The sequence below is a fragment of the Polaromonas sp. C04 genome (assembly GCF_002002705.1).
GTDB lineage: Bacteria > Pseudomonadota > Gammaproteobacteria > Burkholderiales > Burkholderiaceae_C > Rhodoferax_A.
Map to the genome: position 1 here is coordinate 150,253 of NZ_MUNS01000028.1, position 16,083 is coordinate 166,335.

Here is a 16,083-nt window from a genome sequence, read left to right on the forward strand (position 1 = left end):
TTACCAGGAGCGACATCATGGACGCCGTCTCACCCACCATTCTCAATCTGATCATTTTCGTGCTGGCCGTGTACGTCGGCTACCACGTGGTCTGGACTGTCACGCCGGCCCTGCACACGCCGCTGATGGCGGTCACCAACGCGATCTCGGCCATCGTCATCGTCGGCGCCATGCTGGCTGCCGCGCTGACCGAAACCGGGCTGGGCAAGACCATGGGCGTGCTGGCGGTGGCGCTGGCCTCCGTGAACATTTTTGGCGGCTTTCTGGTGACGCGCCGCATGCTGGAGATGTTCAAGAAGAAAGAGAAAAAGGCAGCGCCCGCGGCCGACAAGGGGAATGCGGCATGAGCATGAACGTCGTCACCCTGCTGTACCTGTTTGCCTCGATCTGCTTCATCCAGGCCCTCAAGGGGCTGTCGCATCCGACCACCTCGATCCGCGGCAACTTCTTCGGCATGGTCGGCATGGCGGTGGCCATCCTGACCACGGCGGCCCTGATTGTCGAACGGTCCGGCGGCCAGGCGCTGGGCATGGCCTGGGTGCTGCTCGGCGCGGTCGTCGGTGGCGGCTACGGCGCCTACCGCGCCAAGACCGTCGAGATGACGCAAATGCCCGAGCTGGTGGCCTTCTTTCACAGCATGATCGGTCTGGCCGCGGTGTTCATTGCCGTGGCCGCCGTGGCCGAGCCCTCCGCCCTGTTGGAAGGGCTGGCGAAAGGCGCTGCCATTCCCACCGGCAACCGCCTTGAATTGTTCCTGGGCGCGGCCATCGGCGCCATTACCTTCAGCGGCTCGGTGATTGCCTTCGGCAAGCTCAGCGGCAAGTACAAGTTTCGCCTGTTCCAGGGTGCGCCGGTGCAGTTCTCCGGTCAGCACATGCTGAACCTGGTGCTGGGCCTGCTGACCATAGCGCTCGGCATCGCCTTCATGGCGACCGAGAGCTGGACGGCGTTTTTTGCGATGCTGGCGCTGAGCTTTGTCATGGGCGTGCTGATCATCATCCCGATCGGCGGGGCCGACATGCCGGTGGTGGTGTCCATGCTCAACAGCTACTCGGGCTGGGCCGCGGCCGGCATCGGCTTCTCGCTCAACAACGCGATGCTGATCATCGCCGGCTCGCTGGTCGGCTCCTCGGGCGCGATTCTCTCCTACATCATGTGCAAGGCCATGAACCGCTCGTTCTTCAACGTGATCCTGGGCGGCTTCGGCGGCGAGACGGCGAGCGCCGCGGCCGGCAGTGCGGTGCAGCGTCCGGTCAAGAGCGGCAGCGCCGACGACGCCGCCTTTGTGCTCAGCAATGCCGAGACCGTGGTGATCGTGCCCGGCTACGGCCTGGCCGTGGCGCGCGCCCAGCACGCCGTGAAGGAGCTGGCCGAGAAGCTTACCGAGAAAGGCATCAGCGTCAAGTACGCGATCCATCCGGTGGCCGGGCGCATGCCGGGCCACATGAACGTGCTGCTGGCCGAGGCCGAGGTGCCGTACGACCAGGTGTTCGAGATGGAAGACATCAACGGTGAATTCGGCCAGGTCGACGTGGCCATCATCCTGGGCGCGAATGACGTGGTGAACCCCGCCGCGCTGGTCAAGGGCAGCCCGATCTACGGCATGCCGATCCTGGAAGCCTACAAGGCCAAGACCGTGATCGTGAACAAGCGCTCGATGGCGGCCGGCTACGCGGGCCTGGACAATGAGCTGTTCTACATGGACAAGACCATGATGGTCTTTGGCGACGCCAAGAAGGTCGTTGAAGAGATGGCCAAGGCCATCGAGTGAGGCCGCACCGGGCGCGGCCGTGACGGCCGCGTTGCCCGATTAGAGGTCCGACTCTTGAAATTCCTAGGGAAAACACACTCGGCGCAGGCGGGAGCGGCGCAGACAATGCCCGTGTTTCGTCGTTTTGGAAGTTTGGAGACCGCCTCATGACTGCTCGCCCCTGGCTCAACGCCTACCCCGCCGGTGTTCCGGCCGACATCGACGTCAACCAGTACACATCGCTGGTGGAGCTGATCGACAGCGCATTCCAGAAAAACGCAAACAAGCTGGCCTACAGCTTCATGGGAAAGGCCATCAGCTACGCGCAAACCGACAGCCTGTCCCGGGCCTTCGCCGCCTACCTGCAAAGCCTGGGCCTGCAGCAGGGCGACCGCGTCGCCATCATGATGCCGAACGTGCCGCAGTACCCCGTGGCGGTGGCCGGCATCCTGCGCGCCGGCTACGTGGTCGTCAACGTGAACCCGCTGTACACCCCGCGCGAGCTCGAACACCAGTTGAAGGACAGCGGGGCCAAGGCCATCGTGATCATCGAGAACTTCGCCGCTACGCTGCAGCAGTGCGTGGCGCAAACGCCCATCAAGCACATCGTGCTGTGCGCCATGGGCGACTCGCTGGGCCTGATCAAGGGTGCCCTCGTCAACTACGTGGTGCGCAACAAAAGAAAAATGGTGCCGGCGTTCAACCTGCCGGGCGCCGTGCGGTACAACGACGCGATCGCGCGTGGCACGCGCGGCAGCCTGAAGAAGCCGCCGATCAAGGCGGACGACGTGGCGGTGCTGCAATACACGGGCGGCACCACCGGCGTCGCCAAGGGTGCCACGCTGTTGCACCGCAATCTGGTCGCCAACATCCTGCAGTCCGAAGCCTGGTACCAGCCCGCCCTCAAGAAGATCCCCGCGGGCGAGCAGATCGTCACCGTCTGTGCGCTGCCGCTGTATCACATCTTCGGCTTCAACACCAACATGATGCTGTCGCTGCACATGGGCGGTGCCAATATCCTGATCGCCAATCCGCGCGACCTGGGCGCCACGCTCAAGGAGCTGTCGCAGCACAAGTTCCACAGCTTTCCGGCCGTCAACACGCTGTTCAACGGCCTGCTGAACCACCCGGATTTCGCCACGGCGAACTGGAGCGGGCTGAAAATTTCGGTGGGCGGCGGCATGGCGGTGCAAAGTGCCGTGGCCCAGCAGTGGCTGGAAAAAACCGGCTGCCCGATCGTGGAAGGCTATGGCCTGTCGGAAACCAGCCCGTCGGTCACCTGCAACCCGGTGGACAGCACGGCCTACAGCGGCAACATCGGCCTGCCCATGCCCAACACCGAACTCAAGCTGCTGGACGACGACGGCAACGAGGTGCCCGCGGGCCAGCCCGGAGAAATTGCCATCCGCGGCCCGCAGGTCATGGCGGGCTACTGGCAGCGGCCGGACGAGACTGCCAAGGTCATGACGGCGGACGGCTTTTTCCGCTCCGGCGACATCGGCACGATGGACGAGCGCGGCTTCTTCAAGATCGTGGACCGCAAGAAGGACATGGTGCTGGTCAGTGGCTTCAACGTCTACCCCAACGAGGTGGAAGACGTGGTGGGGCAGATGCCCGGTGTGCTGGAATGCGCCGTGGTCGGGGTGCCCGATGCCAAGTCGGGCGAGGCGGTCAAGCTGGTCATCGTCAAGAAGGACCCTGCCCTGACCGAGGCCCAGGTGCGCGCCTTTTGCAAGGCCAACCTGACCGGCTACAAGCAGCCCAAGGTGATCGAGTTCCGCACCGATCTGCCGAAGACGCCGGTCGGCAAGATCCTGCGGCGCGAATTGCGCGACAAGAAGTAACACTTGTCAGCGCCTGGCGAGTGCGTGGCATGCGTCCGCCAAGCCGCCAGAAGCCTCCCGTTTCATGACCCGCACCGCCATCCTCAGCGCCCTCGCCGAGGAGCAGCATGGGCTGCTGGCGCTGCTCCAGCGGCCGAAAAAAATCAGCCATGCGGGCCGCGACTTCTGGCTCGGCGAGCTGCACGGCAAGCCCGTGGTGCTGGCCCTGTCGCGCATCGGCAAGGTGGCGGCGGCGACCACCGCAGCCGCGCTGATCGAGCAATTTGGGGTGGCGCGCATCGTGTTTACCGGCGTGGCCGGCGGCCTCGCACCGGGCGTGCAGGTGGGCGACGTGGTGGTGGCGAGTGGCTTTGTACAGCACGACATGGACGCCTCGCCGATCTTTCCGCGCTACGAGCTGCCCTTGTACGGACGTTCACTGATCGCCTGCGATGCGGCCTTGTCCGCTCTTCTTTTTGAAGCGGCCAGGGCTTATCTGGCAAAGGCTGGTGCCGGTTTTGACTCCTCATCGGGAGTGGCGGCGCACCGGGTGCATCGTGGCCTGATCGCCAGCGGCGACCGCTTCGTGTCGGCAGCCGGCGAGTCCGCCGCACTGCGCAGCGCCTTGCAGTCGGCGGGACATGAGGCGCTGGCGGTCGAGATGGAGGGCGCGGCGGTGGCCCAGGTCTGCCTCGACTACGGCGTGTCGTTTGCCGCCGTGCGCACCATCTCGGACCGCGCGGACGAGCAGGCGCATGGCGACTTCGCGCTGTTCGTGCAGACCGTGGCCAGCCGCTATGCCGACCACATCGTGCACGGGTTTCTCACGGCACTATGAAGTTAATAGCTACCAGCGTTTAATGAATAAGGGCTGGAGGCCAATTTGACTGAAGTATGCAACTGGCGCCGCCCCCTCAGGGGGGAGTCATTTCAACCAGCCGCGCTTGCGAAAGTACCACATCGGCAGCAGCGCACTGGCTGCCATGATCAGCAGCGCGTAAGGGTAGCCGAGCGACCAGTCGAGCTCGGGCATGGCCTTGAAGTTCATGCCGTAGATGCTGGCGATCAGGGTGGGCGGCAGCAGCGCCACGCTGGCCACCGAGAAGATCTTGATGATCTTGTTCTGGTTGATGTTGATGAAGCCGACCGTGGCGGCCATCAGGAAGTTGATCTTGTCGAACAGGAAGGCGGTGTGCGAATCGAGCGAGTCGATGTCGCGCAAAATCTGCCGCGCGTCCTCGAACTGCTCGGCGCCCAGCATCTTGCTGCGCATCATGAAGCTGAGCGCGCGGCGCGTGTCCATCATGTTGCGCCGGATGCGGCCGTTCAAATCCTCGTGGCGCGCAATCGCGCCCAGCACCTCGCCGGCCAGCGCATCGGTCACGTGGCCGGACAGCACCTGGGTGCTGACTTTCTCCAGCTCCACGTAGATGCCCTCTAACGTGTCGGCCGAGTATTCGGCGTCGGCGTCGAACAGCTTGAGCAGCACCTCCTGGGCGTCCTCGATCAGGCCCGGCGCGCGGCGCGCGCGCATGCGCAGCAACCGGAACACCGGCACGTCCTCGTCGTGGATGGAAAACAGCACGCCGCGGCTCTTCAGATCGGTGTTGTGCTGGTTCAGGATGAAGGCCACGCGCACCGTGCGCGGCTCGGTCTCGTCGGCGATCAGGAAGTCGCTGCGGATGTGCAGATCGCCGTTGTCTTCCTCGTAAAAGCGCGCCGACTCCTCGATGTCCTCGTCCATCGCATCTTCCGGAATCGACAGGCCGTAGTACTGCTGAATCCAGCGCTTTTCTTCGACCGTGGGAGACTCCAGGTCGACCCAGATCGGCTGGAACTGCGACAGCTCTTCCAGCGACTCGATCTCCTCCTGGAACAGGCGGCCGTTGACGAGCGAGAAGATGTTGAGCATGGCGGGCGGGGTGAGCCGGGATTATCGCATCGCGCCCCGCCTCAGGCGCCCGCAAAGAAGGCCAGCAACTCGCCCTTGCGCGCATAGGCGTCCTGCCTGCCCAGCGTCATCAGGGTCTGCACAAAACCGGGCTCGAACAGCAGGTAGCTGGCCAGCGCGGCGCCGCCGCCATTGGACGCACCCAGGCCGCCGAGTGCGCGGCGCACCCCGGCGGGCAGCTCGTGGGCGTGCACTTGCGCCAGCGCATCGAGCGATTGGCTGGGCTGGATCGCCAGCACGTCGACGCTGCGGTAGGACAGGCCGGCCACCAGTTCGCGCGGCAACTGCTTCATGGTTTTGGTCACGCGCTGGGCCTGCTCGACGTCCGCCTGCAGCGTGTCGTGGAACACGCTGGCCATGGCATGGCCGGCAATGCTGCCCAGTGTCGGGCCGTGCGCGCCCTCTTGCACGGTGCTGCCGACCAGGCTCGAGCGCTGCGGTTGCCCGACGCCCACCACCAGCACCTTTTGCGCGCCCAGGTGCATGGCCGGCGACAGCGGCGAGACCTGTCGCATCGAGCCGTCGCCAAAGAACTCGCGCCGCCCGTCGACCCACAGCGGCGTGGCCGGAAAGAGAAACGGGATCGCGCTCGAGGCGATCAGGTGCTCGATGGTGATGGGCTGGAACTCGGCGCGACGCCCCGGCCGGATCCACGTCTGCGGCGCGGCATCGTGCGCCGTATGGCAAAACGTCCAGTGCACGCCGCTGGTGTAGCTGGACGCGGTGACGGCCAGCACCTCGATGGTTCCGCTGCGCAGCGCCTCTTCGATGGCCGGCAGCGAGATGGCGCGGTGCAGGGTGTCCACCAGTGGCGTGTTGTTCAGGATGGCGCCCTGCGCCAGCGCCTGGCGCGACAGGCTCAGCGCCGCCAGAAACCGGCCGGTCTGGCCTGGCCAGGGGACCCACGACGAGACATTGAGTGCGTAGACGTGGTCCGAGCGCAGTTGCTCCCAAAATTGCGCCAGCCGGTCGAAGGCTTGCAGCCCCGTGGTGGCGCAGCCCGCCAGAAACGTCGTGTTCAAGGCGCCGGCGGAGGTGCCCACCAGGATCTGGAACGGGAAGCTTTGCGTTGCCTGCGGCCGCAGCCGCAGCATGGCCGAGAGCGCCTGCAGCACGCCGACCTGGTAGGCGGTGCGGGCGCCCCCGCCCATGAGGACCAGCGCGTTGCGGGGATGGGGTGCCAGGGTAAACCCTGCGTGAATAACGGTGTCCAGACTCATGGATGAAAGGGTAGGGCAAGGGCCGGGGGTGCGGCCGGGATGGAAGGCCCCTGCTTCATAGGGCCGATACTGATGGCTGTCAAGACTTCTGCGGGCCGGGGATTGCTTTTAACGGGCAACCGGGGCATAGTGAACTTGCCTTCGGAAATTCACGCTTCGCCTGCCACTTGCGGTCACGCGGGTGGCAATTTCAACCCAGAGCCCAGGAGGTTTTTATGAATTTGACGATCAGCGGTCACCACCTTGAAGTCACCCCTGCCCTGCGCAGTTACGTGACGACCAAGCTGGATCGAATCAGCCGCCACTTTGACCAGGTTGTCGATGTCAAGGTGCTGCTTACCGTTGAGAAACAGAAGGAAAAAGAAGGAAGGCAACGCGCCGAGTGCAATATCCATGTCAAAGGGAATGACATGTTTGCAGAAAGCTCGCACGAGGATTTGTATGCCGCCGTGGATGAACTGGTCGACAAGCTGGATCGCCAGGTGGTGCGCCACAAGGACCGGCTGCAGCAGCACAACCATGTAGGGGCCAAGCGCGTGATGGTGATGTAAACGCCGCGTGGATCCTCCCGCGCCGATCACGCCGAGCCGCCCGACCTTCGGGCGGCTTTTTATTGATGCCGTGACTTAGTTGGCACTTCAGCCCGGCAATGATGGTGTTTTATGACGGGCGCATGACCACCGCGCGGCGCAGGTGCATAATCCGTTTTGATTACCCCTATGAACCGTCTCGCGTCCATCCTTCCAGCCGCTCAAGTTCTCGTGAGCGTCGATGCAACCAGCAAGAAGCGTGCTTTCGAAGAAGCCGGCTTGCTGTTTGAAAACCTCCATGGCCTGTCGCGTGCGCTCGTCACTGACAGTCTGTTCGCCCGCGAGCGGCTCGGCTCCACGGGCCTGGGCCATGGCGTGGCCATTCCGCACGGACGCATCAAGGGCCTGAAGGCGCCCATGGCTGCCGTGTTCCAGCTGGCGCAGCCGATCGGATTCGATGCGCCTGACGAGCAGCCCGTGGGCTTGCTGATCTTCTTGCTGGTGCCCGAGGCCGCAACCCAGAAGCACCTGGAAATCCTCTCGGAGATTGCCGAATTGCTGAGCGATGCGGCGCTGCGGGAAAAAATCAAGGCCAGCACGGATGCGACGCTGTTGCACTCCCTGATCTCGACCTGGCAATCGGCTCAACTGGCCTAAGGTATGACCCCCACGCTGGTCACTGCGTGTGATGCGCTGCCCTCCAGGGGGGCCTTTGCGCCCGCGCCGCGAAAGGCTGCGCTGCGCTTGCGTGGCGGCCCGGCGTCGCTCCAGCATCCTGCTTTTCGATGAAACCGACGGTCGTCAGCGCCGACGTCCTGTTCGAAGTGTTCCGTGCCGCCCTCAAATGGGAGTGGGTGGCGGGCTTGGGCGCCTCCGAGCGCCGCTTTGATGAGGACGCGGTGCAGGCGGCGCGCTCCGGCGCGGATCTGGTGGGCTACCTCAATTACATCCACCCCTACCGTCTGCAGGTGCTCGGGCCGCGCGAGGTGGCCTATCTGCTGCGGGGCACGACCGAAGACTGCGCGCGCCGCATTTCCCGCATCGTGACGCTGGAGCCTCCCGTACTGGTGCTGGCCGACGGGCAGGCCGCGCCCGACGCCCTGCTGGCGATGTGCGAGCGGGCCCAGATCCCGATGTTCGCCACGCCGGAGCCATCGGCCTTCGTGATTGACGTGCTGCGCGCCTATCTGTCCCGGCACTTTGCCGACCGAACCTCGATGCACGGCGTGTTCATGGACATCCTGGGCCTGGGCGTGATGATCACCGGCGAGTCCGGCCTGGGCAAGAGCGAGCTCGGGCTGGAGCTGATCTCGCGCGGCAACGGCCTGGTGGCCGACGATGCGGTGGAACTGGACCGCATCAACCAGACCACGATCGAAGGCCGCTGCCCCGAACTGCTGCAAAACCTGCTCGAGGTGCGCGGCATCGGCCTGCTCGACATCCGCGCCATCTTTGGCGAGACCGCCGTGCGGCGCAAGATGCGGCTCAAGCTGATCGTCCACCTGGTGCGCAGCGAGACCCTGGAGCGCGACTACGAACGCATGCCCTTCGAGCCGCTGACGCAGGACGTGCTCGGCGTGCCGGTGCGCAAGGTGGTGATTCAGGTGGTGGCGGGGCGCAATATTGCCGTGCTGGTCGAGGCAGCGGTGCGCAGCACCATTTTGCAACTGCGCGGCATCGACACCTACCAGGAATTTGTGGCGCGGCACCGCCGCGCGATGGACCGGAAAAGCTGACGCAGCGAGCAGCGCAGTACGCGCAGCGACAAGCGTGGGGGCCAGCTAACCGCGGTGGTGTGCCACCGCCGGCCGGTTCGGGCAGTCCTGTTTGGTGCAGTTGGCATACAGGCTCAGCGCGTGGTCGGCGATCGCGAACCCCTTGGCCTTGGCCACCGCATGCTGGCGCTCTTCGATTTCAGGGTCGTAAAACTCCTCCACCCGCCCGCAGTCCAGGCACACCAGATGGTCGTGGTGCTGGCCTTCATTGATTTCGTACACGGACTTGCCGCTCTCGAAATGGCTGCGGCTCAAAATGCCGGCCTGCTCGAACTGGGTCAACACGCGGTACACCGTCGCCAGCCCGATATCGGAGCGCTCTTCCAGCAGGACGCGGAACACGTCTTCGGCCGTCATGTGACGCTGCGCACCTTTCTGGAAAATCTCGAGGATTTTCAGGCGTGGCAGCGTGGCTTTCAACCCGGTGCTCTTGAGTTCGTCGATGTTGGCCATGTGCGTCTTTCGGTGCGGGTGGGCAGGCTGCCTTGACAGGCCCAGCCGCTACAATGGGTTGATCATATCGCCATACATTTGCCCATGCGTTCCATGTTCCTTCGAGGCGCCCGACTGGCCCTGAGCCTGCTGGCCGGCGCCGGCCTGGCCGCCTGCAGCACTTTCAACAGCGCCAGTACCAGCGTGGCCGGCATCATCACGCCCTACAAGGTGGAGATCGTGCAGGGCAACTTTGTGTCCAAAGAGCAGGTCCAGGCGCTACAGCCTGGCATGAGCCGCCAGCAGGTCAAGGATTTGCTGGGCACGCCCCTGCTGACCGACATGTTCCATGCGGACCGCTGGGACTATGTGTTCACCCTCAAGCGCCAGGGCGTGGAACCCCAGTCGCGCAAGCTGACGGTGTTTTTCAAGAACGACGTGCTCGAGCGCTTTGAGGGCGACGAGATGCCCAGCGAGGCTGAATTCGTGGCCGCGCTGTCGTCCGGCCGCAAGCCGGGCAAGGTGCCGGTGCTGGAAGCCTCCGAAGAAAGCCTGAAGAAATTCCCCGCAGCGCCGCCTCCCGCCGATGCGACGCCGTCGTCCAGCGCCCCGCTGCCCACCAGTTACCCCCCGCTTGAAGCGCCCGGGCGCTGAAACCCGCTGGCCGTTGACCTCATGACACAGACCCCCTCCCAACCGGTGCGCGGCACCGCTGCCGCCCCGCACCGAATTGCCGTGGCCGGCGCCAGCGGCCGCATGGGCCATATGCTGATCGAGGCCATCCGGGCCAGCGACGACTGCCAGCTGGCCGGCGCACTGGACATGGGCCAGAGTCCGGCGATTGGTCTCGATGCGGCGGCCTTCCTGGGGCACGCCAGCGGCGTTCCCATTACCTTCGACGTGCGCGCCGGCCTGCAAAACGCGCAGGTCCTGATCGACTTCACGCGCCCCGAGGGCACGCTGGCGCACCTGCGGGTGTGCCGTGAGCTGGGCGTGAACGCGGTGATCGGCACCACCGGCTTCAGCGATGCGCAAAAGCTCGAGATCGCCGCCGCCGCGAAAGACATCGCCATCATGATGGCGCCCAACATGAGCGTGGGCGTCAACGTCACGCTCAAGCTGCTGGAGATGGCGGCCCGGGGGCTGGCCACCGGCTACGACATCGAAATCATCGAGGCCCATCATCGCCACAAGGTCGACGCGCCCTCGGGCACGGCGCTGAAGATGGGCGAGGTCGTCGCCGGCGCGCTGGGGCGCGACCTGAAGGACTGCGCCGTGTACGCCAGGCAGGGCATTACCGGCGAACGCGACCCGTCCAGCATCGGCTTTGCCAGCATCCGCGGCGGTGACATCGTGGGCGACCACACCGTGCTGTTTGCAGGCATTGGCGAGCGCATCGAAATCAGCCACAAATCGTCCAGCCGCGCCACCTACGCGCAGGGCAGCCTGCGCGCGGTGCGCTACCTGGCCGGACGCCGCGCCGGCCTGTTCGACATGTTCGACGTGCTGGGCCTGAAGTAGACATGGGCGTGTGGGCGCTGTTCGCGCAGGGCGATCTCATCACCAAACTGGTCACGGCGCTGCTGCTCCTCATGTCGGTCGCCAGCTGGGTTGTGATCCTGTGGAAGACCTGGCTGCTGCGCCGCGCCGGCGGCGACGTGGGCCGCAGTACGGCAGCGTTCTGGCAATCCGCGACGGTCGACGAGGCGCGCCAGCGTGTGGCAGCCTTTGACCGCGAAGCCCTTGTCCTGCCTTTGATTGCAGCGATCAAAACGCAAGCGCCCCAAACGCTGGCCAGCGCCGGCGACCGCTCCCAGCAACTGACCCGGGTGCTGCGCGACGCGCTGCATGGCGTGCTGCGCAAGCTGCAGTTCGGCCAGGTGCTGCTGGCCACGGTGGGCTCTACGGCGCCGTTTGTCGGCTTGCTGGGCACGGTCTGGGGCATCTACCACGCGCTTATCGGCATCTCCGGGGTCGGCCAGATCACCATCGACAAGGTCGCCGGCCCGGTGGGCGAGGCGCTGATCATGACCGCGGCCGGTCTGGCCGTGGCGATTCCGGCGGTGCTGGCCTACAACGTGCTGGGGCGCTTTGTCGGCAGCATCGAGGCCGACCTCGAAGGCTTTGCCCGCGACATTCGCGAATTGATGGCAAGCCATCCGGGCGAGCGCTCGCCTCATCCCTGATTCCATGCCACGGGCTGCACCATGGGTTTTGGCCGTTTAGAACGCAGCGAGCGCCCGACGCCGATGAGCGACATCAACATGACGCCGCTGGTCGACGTCATGATGGTGCTGGTGGTGATTTTCATCCTTACCGCGCCGCTGCTGGCCAGCTCGATCCGTCTGGATTTGCCCCAAACCGGTGCGGCCGGCCCCAGTGATGCGCCGAAATTCGTCACCCTGGTGGTCGACAAGACGGGCCAGGCGTTCCTGAACGACAAGCCCGTGACCCAGGCCGAACTCGCCGCCAGCCTGGTCGAGGCGGCTGCCCGCAACCCCGACACCGAGGTGCAGCTGCGCGCCGACCAGGCGGTGCCGTACGGGCGCGTGGTGCAGGTCATGGGCGCGGCGCAACAGGCGGGGCTGAACCGGATTGGCTTCGTCGCCGATCCGCCCAGGCCGGCGCAGAAGTAAGCGCGCCCCACGCGCGCGGCTGCTGCGCCTAAAATCCAGCATTCGTGCAGGGCCGCTCCGTGCCTGCAACCTCATCGCTGCGACAGGTTTCCTCTTCCATGCAAGAAAAATACAGCCATCTCGACGTAGAACAAGCGGCGCACGCCCACTGGACAGCCGTGGATGCCTACCGCGTCACCGAGAACGCGCGGGACGCGCGCGGCGAGCCCCGAAAGAAGTTCTACGCCTGCTCCATGCTGCCCTACCCCAGCGGCAAGCTGCACATGGGCCATGTGCGCAACTACACCATCAACGACATGCTCACGCGCTACCTGCGCATGAACGGCTACAACGTGCTGATGCCCATGGGCTGGGACGCGTTCGGCCTGCCCGCGGAAAACGCCGCGATGAAGAACGGCGTGCCGCCCGCGAAGTGGACCTACGACAACATCGCCTACATGAAGCAGCAGATGCAGGCGATGGGTCTGGCGATCGACTGGAGCCGCGAGGTGGCGACCTGCGATCCGAGCTATTACAAATGGAACCAGTGGCTGTTCCTGAAGATGCTGGAAAAAGGCATTGCCTACCGCAAGACGCAGGTCGTCAACTGGGATCCGGTGGACCAGACCGTGCTGGCCAACGAGCAGGTGATCGACGGCAAGGGCTGGCGCACCGGCGCGCCGGTGGAAAAGCGCGAAATCCCGGGCTACTACCTCAAGATCACCGACTACGCCGAGGAACTGCTGGAGCAGGTGCAGACCGGGCTGGCGGGCTGGCCCGAGCGCGTCAAGCTGATGCAGGAAAACTGGATCGGCAAGAGCGAGGGCGTGCGCTTCGCCTTCACGCACGACATCCGGGGCGACGACGGCGCGCTGATCCAGGACGGCCGCATGTACGTATTCACCACGCGCGCCGACACCATCATGGGCGTGACCTTTTGCGCCGTGGCGCCCGAGCATCCACTGGCCACGCAGGCCGCCAGATCGAATCCGAAGCTCGCGGCCTTCATCGAGGCGTGCAAAAAGGGCGGCACCACCGAGGCCGAGCTTGCCGCACGCGAAAAAGAAGGCATGTTCACCGGCCTGTACGTGACGCACCCGCTGGAGGGCGATCCGATTCCGCTGTGGGTCGGCAACTACGTGCTGATGGGTTATGGCGACGGCGCCGTGATGGGTGTGCCCGCGCACGACGAACGCGATTTCGCCTTCGCGAAGAAATATGGCCTGCACATCAAGCAGGTGGTGCTGGTGGACGGCGAGCACTACGACTTCCACCACTGGCAGGACTGGTATGCCGACAAGGCGGCAGGCGTCACCATCAATTCCGACAGCTTCAGCGGCATGGGCCTGCAGGAGGCCGTGCTGGCCGTGGCGCACGCGCTCAAGCGCAAGGGCCTGGGCGAGTTGCGCACCACGTGGCGCCTGCGCGACTGGGGCGTGAGCCGCCAGCGCTACTGGGGCACGCCGATTCCCATCATCCACTGCCCCGAGCACGGCGCGGTGCCGGTGCCGGAAAAGGATCTGCCCGTGGTGCTGCCGCAGGACTGTGTGCCCGACGGCTTGGGCAACCCGCTGCTCAAGCACGAGGGCTTTCATGCCGGCGTGACCTGCCCGATCTGCGGCCGGGCGGCGCGGCGCGAAACCGACACCATGGACACCTTTGTGGATTCGTCCTGGTACTTCATGCGCTACTGCGATCCGAAGAATGAGCAGGCCATGGTGGCTGAGGGCGCGGCTTACTGGATGCCGATGGACCAGTACATCGGCGGCATCGAACACGCCATCCTGCACCTGCTGTATGCGCGCTTCTGGACCAAGGTGATGCGCGACCTCGATCTGGTCAAGGTCGACGAGCCCTTTACCAGGCTGCTGACCCAGGGCATGGTGCTGAACCACATCTACTCGCGCCGCACCGACAACGGTGGCAAGGAATATTTCTGGCCGCACGATGTCGAGCCCGTGATCGACCCGGACGGCAAGCAGGTGGGCGCCCGCCTCAAGAACGCCGTCGGCAATCTGCCGGCCGGCCTGCTGATCGACTACGAAGGCGTGGGCACCATGTCCAAGTCCAAGAACAACGGCGTCGATCCGCAGGACCTGATCGAGAAATACGGCGCCGACACCGCGCGCCTGTACACCATGTTCACCGCGCCGCCCGAGGCCACGCTGGAATGGAACGACCTGGCGGTAGAGGGCTCGTACCGCTTCCTCAAACGGGTTTGGGGATTTGCTACGAAAAACGTAGCTGTCTATGCAGGCGGGACAAGGGCCAAGGTCGAATTTGACTCAAAAGCCCGTGCGCTGCGACTGGACATCCACGGCCTGCTCAAGCAGGTGGATTACGACTACCAGCGCATGCAGTACAACACCGTCGTCTCGGGCGCGATGAAGATGCTCAACGCGCTGGAGAGCTTCAAGAACGACGGCTCGGCGAGCAGCCACGCCGCGCTGGCCGAGGGCTTTGGCATCCTGCTGCGCTGCCTGTACCCGGTCTCGCCGCACATCACCCATGCCCTGTGGCAGGAACTCGGGCTGGCCGCACAGCATGGCGAGCTGCTCGATGCGCCCTGGCCCCAGGTCGATCCGCAGGCGCTGGAACAGGACGAGCTGGAGCTCGTGCTGCAGGTCAACGGCAAGCTGCGCGGCGCCATCCGCGTGCCTGCCGGCGCCAGCCGCGAGGCGATCGAGCGCATCGCGGTTCGCAGCGAAGCCTTCATCAAGGTGGCCGACGGTGCCAAGCCGAAGAAGATCATCGTGGTGCCGGGCCGTCTGGTCAACGTGGTGATTTGACAGCTATGGCCCCCACGCTTGCCGCTACGCGTGCTGCGCTGCCCCCCGAGGGGGCTGTCGCGCCTGGGGGCGGCCCGGCGGCGCGACGCCGCCTGATCCTGGTGAGCGCGGGCGCGGGCCTGCTCACGGCCTGCGGCTTCCAGCTGCGCCAGGCGCCCCACTTTGCGTTCACCTCGCTGTACAGCGCCGCCGCCACCCCGCTGGGCAACGAGCTCAAGCGCGACCTGGTGGCCGGTGGCAAATTGAAGGTGATCAGCGACGCCAAGCAAATCGACAGCGCCCAGGTCATTCTGGATATTCTGGGGGACCAGCGCGAGCGCGTGGTGGTGGCGCTGAACTCCGCGGGCCAGGTGCGCGAGCTGGAGTTGCGCCTGCGCGTGCGGTTCAGGCTGCGCGGCAAGGATGGCAAGGAGCTGATTCCCGAGACCGAGCTGCTGCAGCGGCGCAACGTCAGCTACAACTCCTCCGTGGTGCTGGCCAAGGAGGCCGAAGAGGCCCTGCTGTACCGCGACATGCAGACCGACGTCGTGCAGCAGCTCATGCGCCGCCTCGCGGCCGTGAAGGAAATATGAATCTTTGCGGGACAGACCGTAGCGCCAGCGGCGCGGAGCTCTGTCCCCAACTGACTAGAGATTGCGGGACAGACCGTAGCGCCAGCGGCGCGAAGCTCAGTCATCAACTGATCAGGGTTTGAGGCCTGACTGAACCATGCCGCTCGACCCGACCGACCGCAAACTGCTGGCCGCGCTGCAGCGCGATGGCCGCGCCAGCATGGAGGCGCTGTCGCAGCTGGTGCACCTGTCGGCGCGCGCCACCCTGAACCGCGTGCGCAAGCTGGAGGCCGACGGTCACATCGAGGGCTACCGCGCCGTGCTGGCGCGCGCCAGCCTGGGTGAGCATGTCTCCGTGTTTGCCGAGATCGCGCTGAAAGACCAGCGCCGCGCCGTCGTCGAGCGCTTCGAGCAGCGCATGGCGGCCACGCCCGAGGTGGTGGCCTGCTACGTGATCAGCGGGCGCTACGACTACCTGGTGCGCGTGGCCTGCCGCGACCTGGCGCACTACCACGAGCTCATCAGCGCCTGGTTCGACGATGTGACGCTGGGCGTCGAGAAGATCGTGACCAACACCGAGCTGCAAACCATCAAGGAATTTGCCGGTTTTCCCCTACCGCTGACCAAGCCCTGAAATCAACTTCCGG

General features: G+C 65.2%; 17 protein-coding genes. 14 read left to right on the forward strand and 3 right to left on the reverse strand.

All coding sequences use genetic code 11. The features are described 5' to 3' along the window. Positions 1–17: 17 nt before the first annotated feature. From B0E49_RS08850 to B0E49_RS08865, 4 genes are all read left to right on the forward strand, one after another. A complete protein-coding gene (locus B0E49_RS08850) occupies positions 18–347 on the forward strand; it encodes an NAD(P) transhydrogenase subunit alpha part 2 (RefSeq protein WP_077561827.1) in 330 nt (109 codons plus the stop codon). Next, positions 344–1,771, forward strand: coding sequence for an NAD(P)(+) transhydrogenase (Re/Si-specific) subunit beta (locus tag B0E49_RS08855; RefSeq protein WP_077561828.1), 1,428 nt, complete (start codon positions 344–346; stop codon positions 1,769–1,771). Before B0E49_RS08850 ends, B0E49_RS08855 begins: the two co-directional genes overlap by 4 nt. 146 nt (positions 1,772–1,917) lie before the next feature. After that, entirely contained in the window at positions 1,918–3,594 is a 1,677-nt protein-coding gene (locus B0E49_RS08860) for a long-chain-fatty-acid--CoA ligase (RefSeq protein WP_077561829.1), read from the forward strand. Positions 3,595–3,658: 64 nt separating this feature from the next. Beyond that, a complete protein-coding gene (locus B0E49_RS08865; protein WP_077561830.1) occupies positions 3,659–4,411 on the forward strand; it encodes a 5'-methylthioadenosine/adenosylhomocysteine nucleosidase in 753 nt (250 codons plus the stop codon). Between the two features lie 87 nt (positions 4,412–4,498). Here B0E49_RS08865 and corA read toward each other — a convergent pair whose 3' ends face one another. Both corA and B0E49_RS08875 read right to left on the reverse strand, forming a co-directional pair. After that, on the reverse strand, positions 4,499–5,485 hold the full coding sequence (corA, locus tag B0E49_RS08870; RefSeq protein ID WP_077561831.1) for a magnesium/cobalt transporter CorA: 987 nt from the start codon (positions 5,483–5,485) through the stop codon (positions 4,499–4,501). Between the two features lie 41 nt (positions 5,486–5,526). Then, positions 5,527–6,744 (reverse strand): patatin-like phospholipase family protein, encoded by a 1,218-nt coding sequence (locus B0E49_RS08875; protein WP_077561832.1) that lies wholly within the window; start codon positions 6,742–6,744, stop codon positions 5,527–5,529. 215 nt (positions 6,745–6,959) lie between these two features. Between B0E49_RS08875 and hpf the strand changes: the two genes are divergently transcribed. The 3 genes from hpf (at position 6,960) to hprK (ending at position 9,010) form a co-directional block, all read left to right on the forward strand. After that, the gene (hpf, locus tag B0E49_RS08880; RefSeq protein WP_077561833.1) at positions 6,960–7,295 is read left to right on the forward strand and encodes a ribosome hibernation-promoting factor, HPF/YfiA family; all 336 of its coding nucleotides are present in this window, start codon (positions 6,960–6,962) and stop codon (positions 7,293–7,295) included. 168 nt (positions 7,296–7,463) lie between these two features. Then, on the forward strand, positions 7,464–7,931 hold the full coding sequence (locus tag B0E49_RS08885; RefSeq protein WP_077561834.1) for a PTS sugar transporter subunit IIA: 468 nt from the start codon (positions 7,464–7,466) through the stop codon (positions 7,929–7,931). A gap of 128 nt (positions 7,932–8,059) precedes the next feature. Then, on the forward strand, positions 8,060–9,010 hold the full coding sequence (hprK, locus tag B0E49_RS08890; RefSeq protein WP_077561835.1) for an HPr(Ser) kinase/phosphatase: 951 nt from the start codon (positions 8,060–8,062) through the stop codon (positions 9,008–9,010). Between the two features lie 45 nt (positions 9,011–9,055). Here hprK and fur read toward each other — a convergent pair whose 3' ends face one another. After that, positions 9,056–9,502, reverse strand: coding sequence for a ferric iron uptake transcriptional regulator (gene fur, locus B0E49_RS08895; RefSeq protein WP_077561836.1), 447 nt, complete (start codon positions 9,500–9,502; stop codon positions 9,056–9,058). Positions 9,503–9,586: 84 nt separating this feature from the next. Here fur and B0E49_RS08900 point away from each other — a divergent pair, with 84 nt between their 5' ends. The 7 genes from B0E49_RS08900 (at position 9,587) to B0E49_RS08930 (ending at position 16,070) form a co-directional block, all read left to right on the forward strand. After that, positions 9,587–10,135 (forward strand): outer membrane protein assembly factor BamE, encoded by a 549-nt coding sequence (locus B0E49_RS08900; protein WP_077561837.1) that lies wholly within the window; start codon positions 9,587–9,589, stop codon positions 10,133–10,135. A 21-nt stretch (positions 10,136–10,156) separates the two neighbouring features. Next, a complete protein-coding gene (gene dapB, locus B0E49_RS08905) occupies positions 10,157–11,002 on the forward strand; it encodes a 4-hydroxy-tetrahydrodipicolinate reductase (RefSeq protein WP_077561838.1) in 846 nt (281 codons plus the stop codon). A gap of 2 nt (positions 11,003–11,004) precedes the next feature. Next, positions 11,005–11,667 carry a MotA/TolQ/ExbB proton channel family protein gene (locus B0E49_RS08910; RefSeq protein ID WP_077561839.1) on the forward strand — a complete coding sequence of 221 codons (663 nt, stop codon included), beginning with the start codon at positions 11,005–11,007 and terminating at the stop codon, positions 11,665–11,667. A gap of 21 nt (positions 11,668–11,688) precedes the next feature. Continuing rightward, positions 11,689–12,117: an ExbD/TolR family protein gene (locus B0E49_RS08915; RefSeq protein ID WP_077561840.1), complete on the forward strand. Its 429-nt coding sequence runs from the start codon at positions 11,689–11,691 to the stop codon at positions 12,115–12,117. Positions 12,118–12,215: 98 nt separating this feature from the next. Continuing rightward, positions 12,216–14,885, forward strand: a complete 2,670-nt coding sequence (gene leuS, locus B0E49_RS08920) for a leucine--tRNA ligase (protein WP_077561841.1) — start codon at positions 12,216–12,218, stop codon at positions 14,883–14,885. Between the two features lie 5 nt (positions 14,886–14,890). Then, positions 14,891–15,457: an LPS-assembly lipoprotein LptE gene (locus B0E49_RS08925; RefSeq protein WP_077561842.1), complete on the forward strand. Its 567-nt coding sequence runs from the start codon at positions 14,891–14,893 to the stop codon at positions 15,455–15,457. Between the two features lie 136 nt (positions 15,458–15,593). Further along, on the forward strand, positions 15,594–16,070 hold the full coding sequence (locus tag B0E49_RS08930) for an Lrp/AsnC family transcriptional regulator (protein WP_077561843.1): 477 nt from the start codon (positions 15,594–15,596) through the stop codon (positions 16,068–16,070). Positions 16,071–16,083: the final 13 nt, after the last annotated feature.

Bases quoted from the DNA above. Each gene is read 5' to 3' on its own strand.
- B0E49_RS08930 (WP_077561843.1), top strand. From the start codon at position 15,594: ATGCCGCTCGACCCGACCGACCGCAAACTGCTGGCCGCGCTGCAGCGC.
- B0E49_RS08910 (WP_077561839.1), top strand. From the start codon at position 11,005: ATGGGCGTGTGGGCGCTGTTCGCGCAGGGCGATCTCATCACCAAACTG.
- leuS (WP_077561841.1), top strand. From the start codon at position 12,216: ATGCAAGAAAAATACAGCCATCTCGACGTAGAACAAGCGGCGCACGCC.
- hpf (WP_077561833.1), top strand. From the start codon at position 6,960: ATGAATTTGACGATCAGCGGTCACCACCTTGAAGTCACCCCTGCCCTG.
- B0E49_RS08925 (WP_077561842.1), top strand. From the start codon at position 14,891: ATGGCCCCCACGCTTGCCGCTACGCGTGCTGCGCTGCCCCCCGAGGGG.
- hprK (WP_077561835.1), top strand. From the start codon at position 8,060: ATGAAACCGACGGTCGTCAGCGCCGACGTCCTGTTCGAAGTGTTCCGT.
- B0E49_RS08850 (WP_077561827.1), top strand. From the start codon at position 18: ATGGACGCCGTCTCACCCACCATTCTCAATCTGATCATTTTCGTGCTG.
- B0E49_RS08915 (WP_077561840.1), top strand. From the start codon at position 11,689: ATGGGTTTTGGCCGTTTAGAACGCAGCGAGCGCCCGACGCCGATGAGC.
- B0E49_RS08865 (WP_077561830.1), top strand. From the start codon at position 3,659: ATGACCCGCACCGCCATCCTCAGCGCCCTCGCCGAGGAGCAGCATGGG.
- B0E49_RS08900 (WP_077561837.1), top strand. From the start codon at position 9,587: ATGCGTTCCATGTTCCTTCGAGGCGCCCGACTGGCCCTGAGCCTGCTG.
- dapB (WP_077561838.1), top strand. From the start codon at position 10,157: ATGACACAGACCCCCTCCCAACCGGTGCGCGGCACCGCTGCCGCCCCG.
- B0E49_RS08855 (WP_077561828.1), top strand. From the start codon at position 344: ATGAGCATGAACGTCGTCACCCTGCTGTACCTGTTTGCCTCGATCTGC.
- fur (WP_077561836.1), bottom strand. From the start codon at position 9,502: ATGGCCAACATCGACGAACTCAAGAGCACCGGGTTGAAAGCCACGCTG.
- corA (WP_077561831.1), bottom strand. From the start codon at position 5,485: ATGCTCAACATCTTCTCGCTCGTCAACGGCCGCCTGTTCCAGGAGGAG.
- B0E49_RS08860 (WP_077561829.1), top strand. From the start codon at position 1,918: ATGACTGCTCGCCCCTGGCTCAACGCCTACCCCGCCGGTGTTCCGGCC.
- B0E49_RS08885 (WP_077561834.1), top strand. From the start codon at position 7,464: ATGAACCGTCTCGCGTCCATCCTTCCAGCCGCTCAAGTTCTCGTGAGC.
- B0E49_RS08875 (WP_077561832.1), bottom strand. From the start codon at position 6,744: ATGAGTCTGGACACCGTTATTCACGCAGGGTTTACCCTGGCACCCCAT.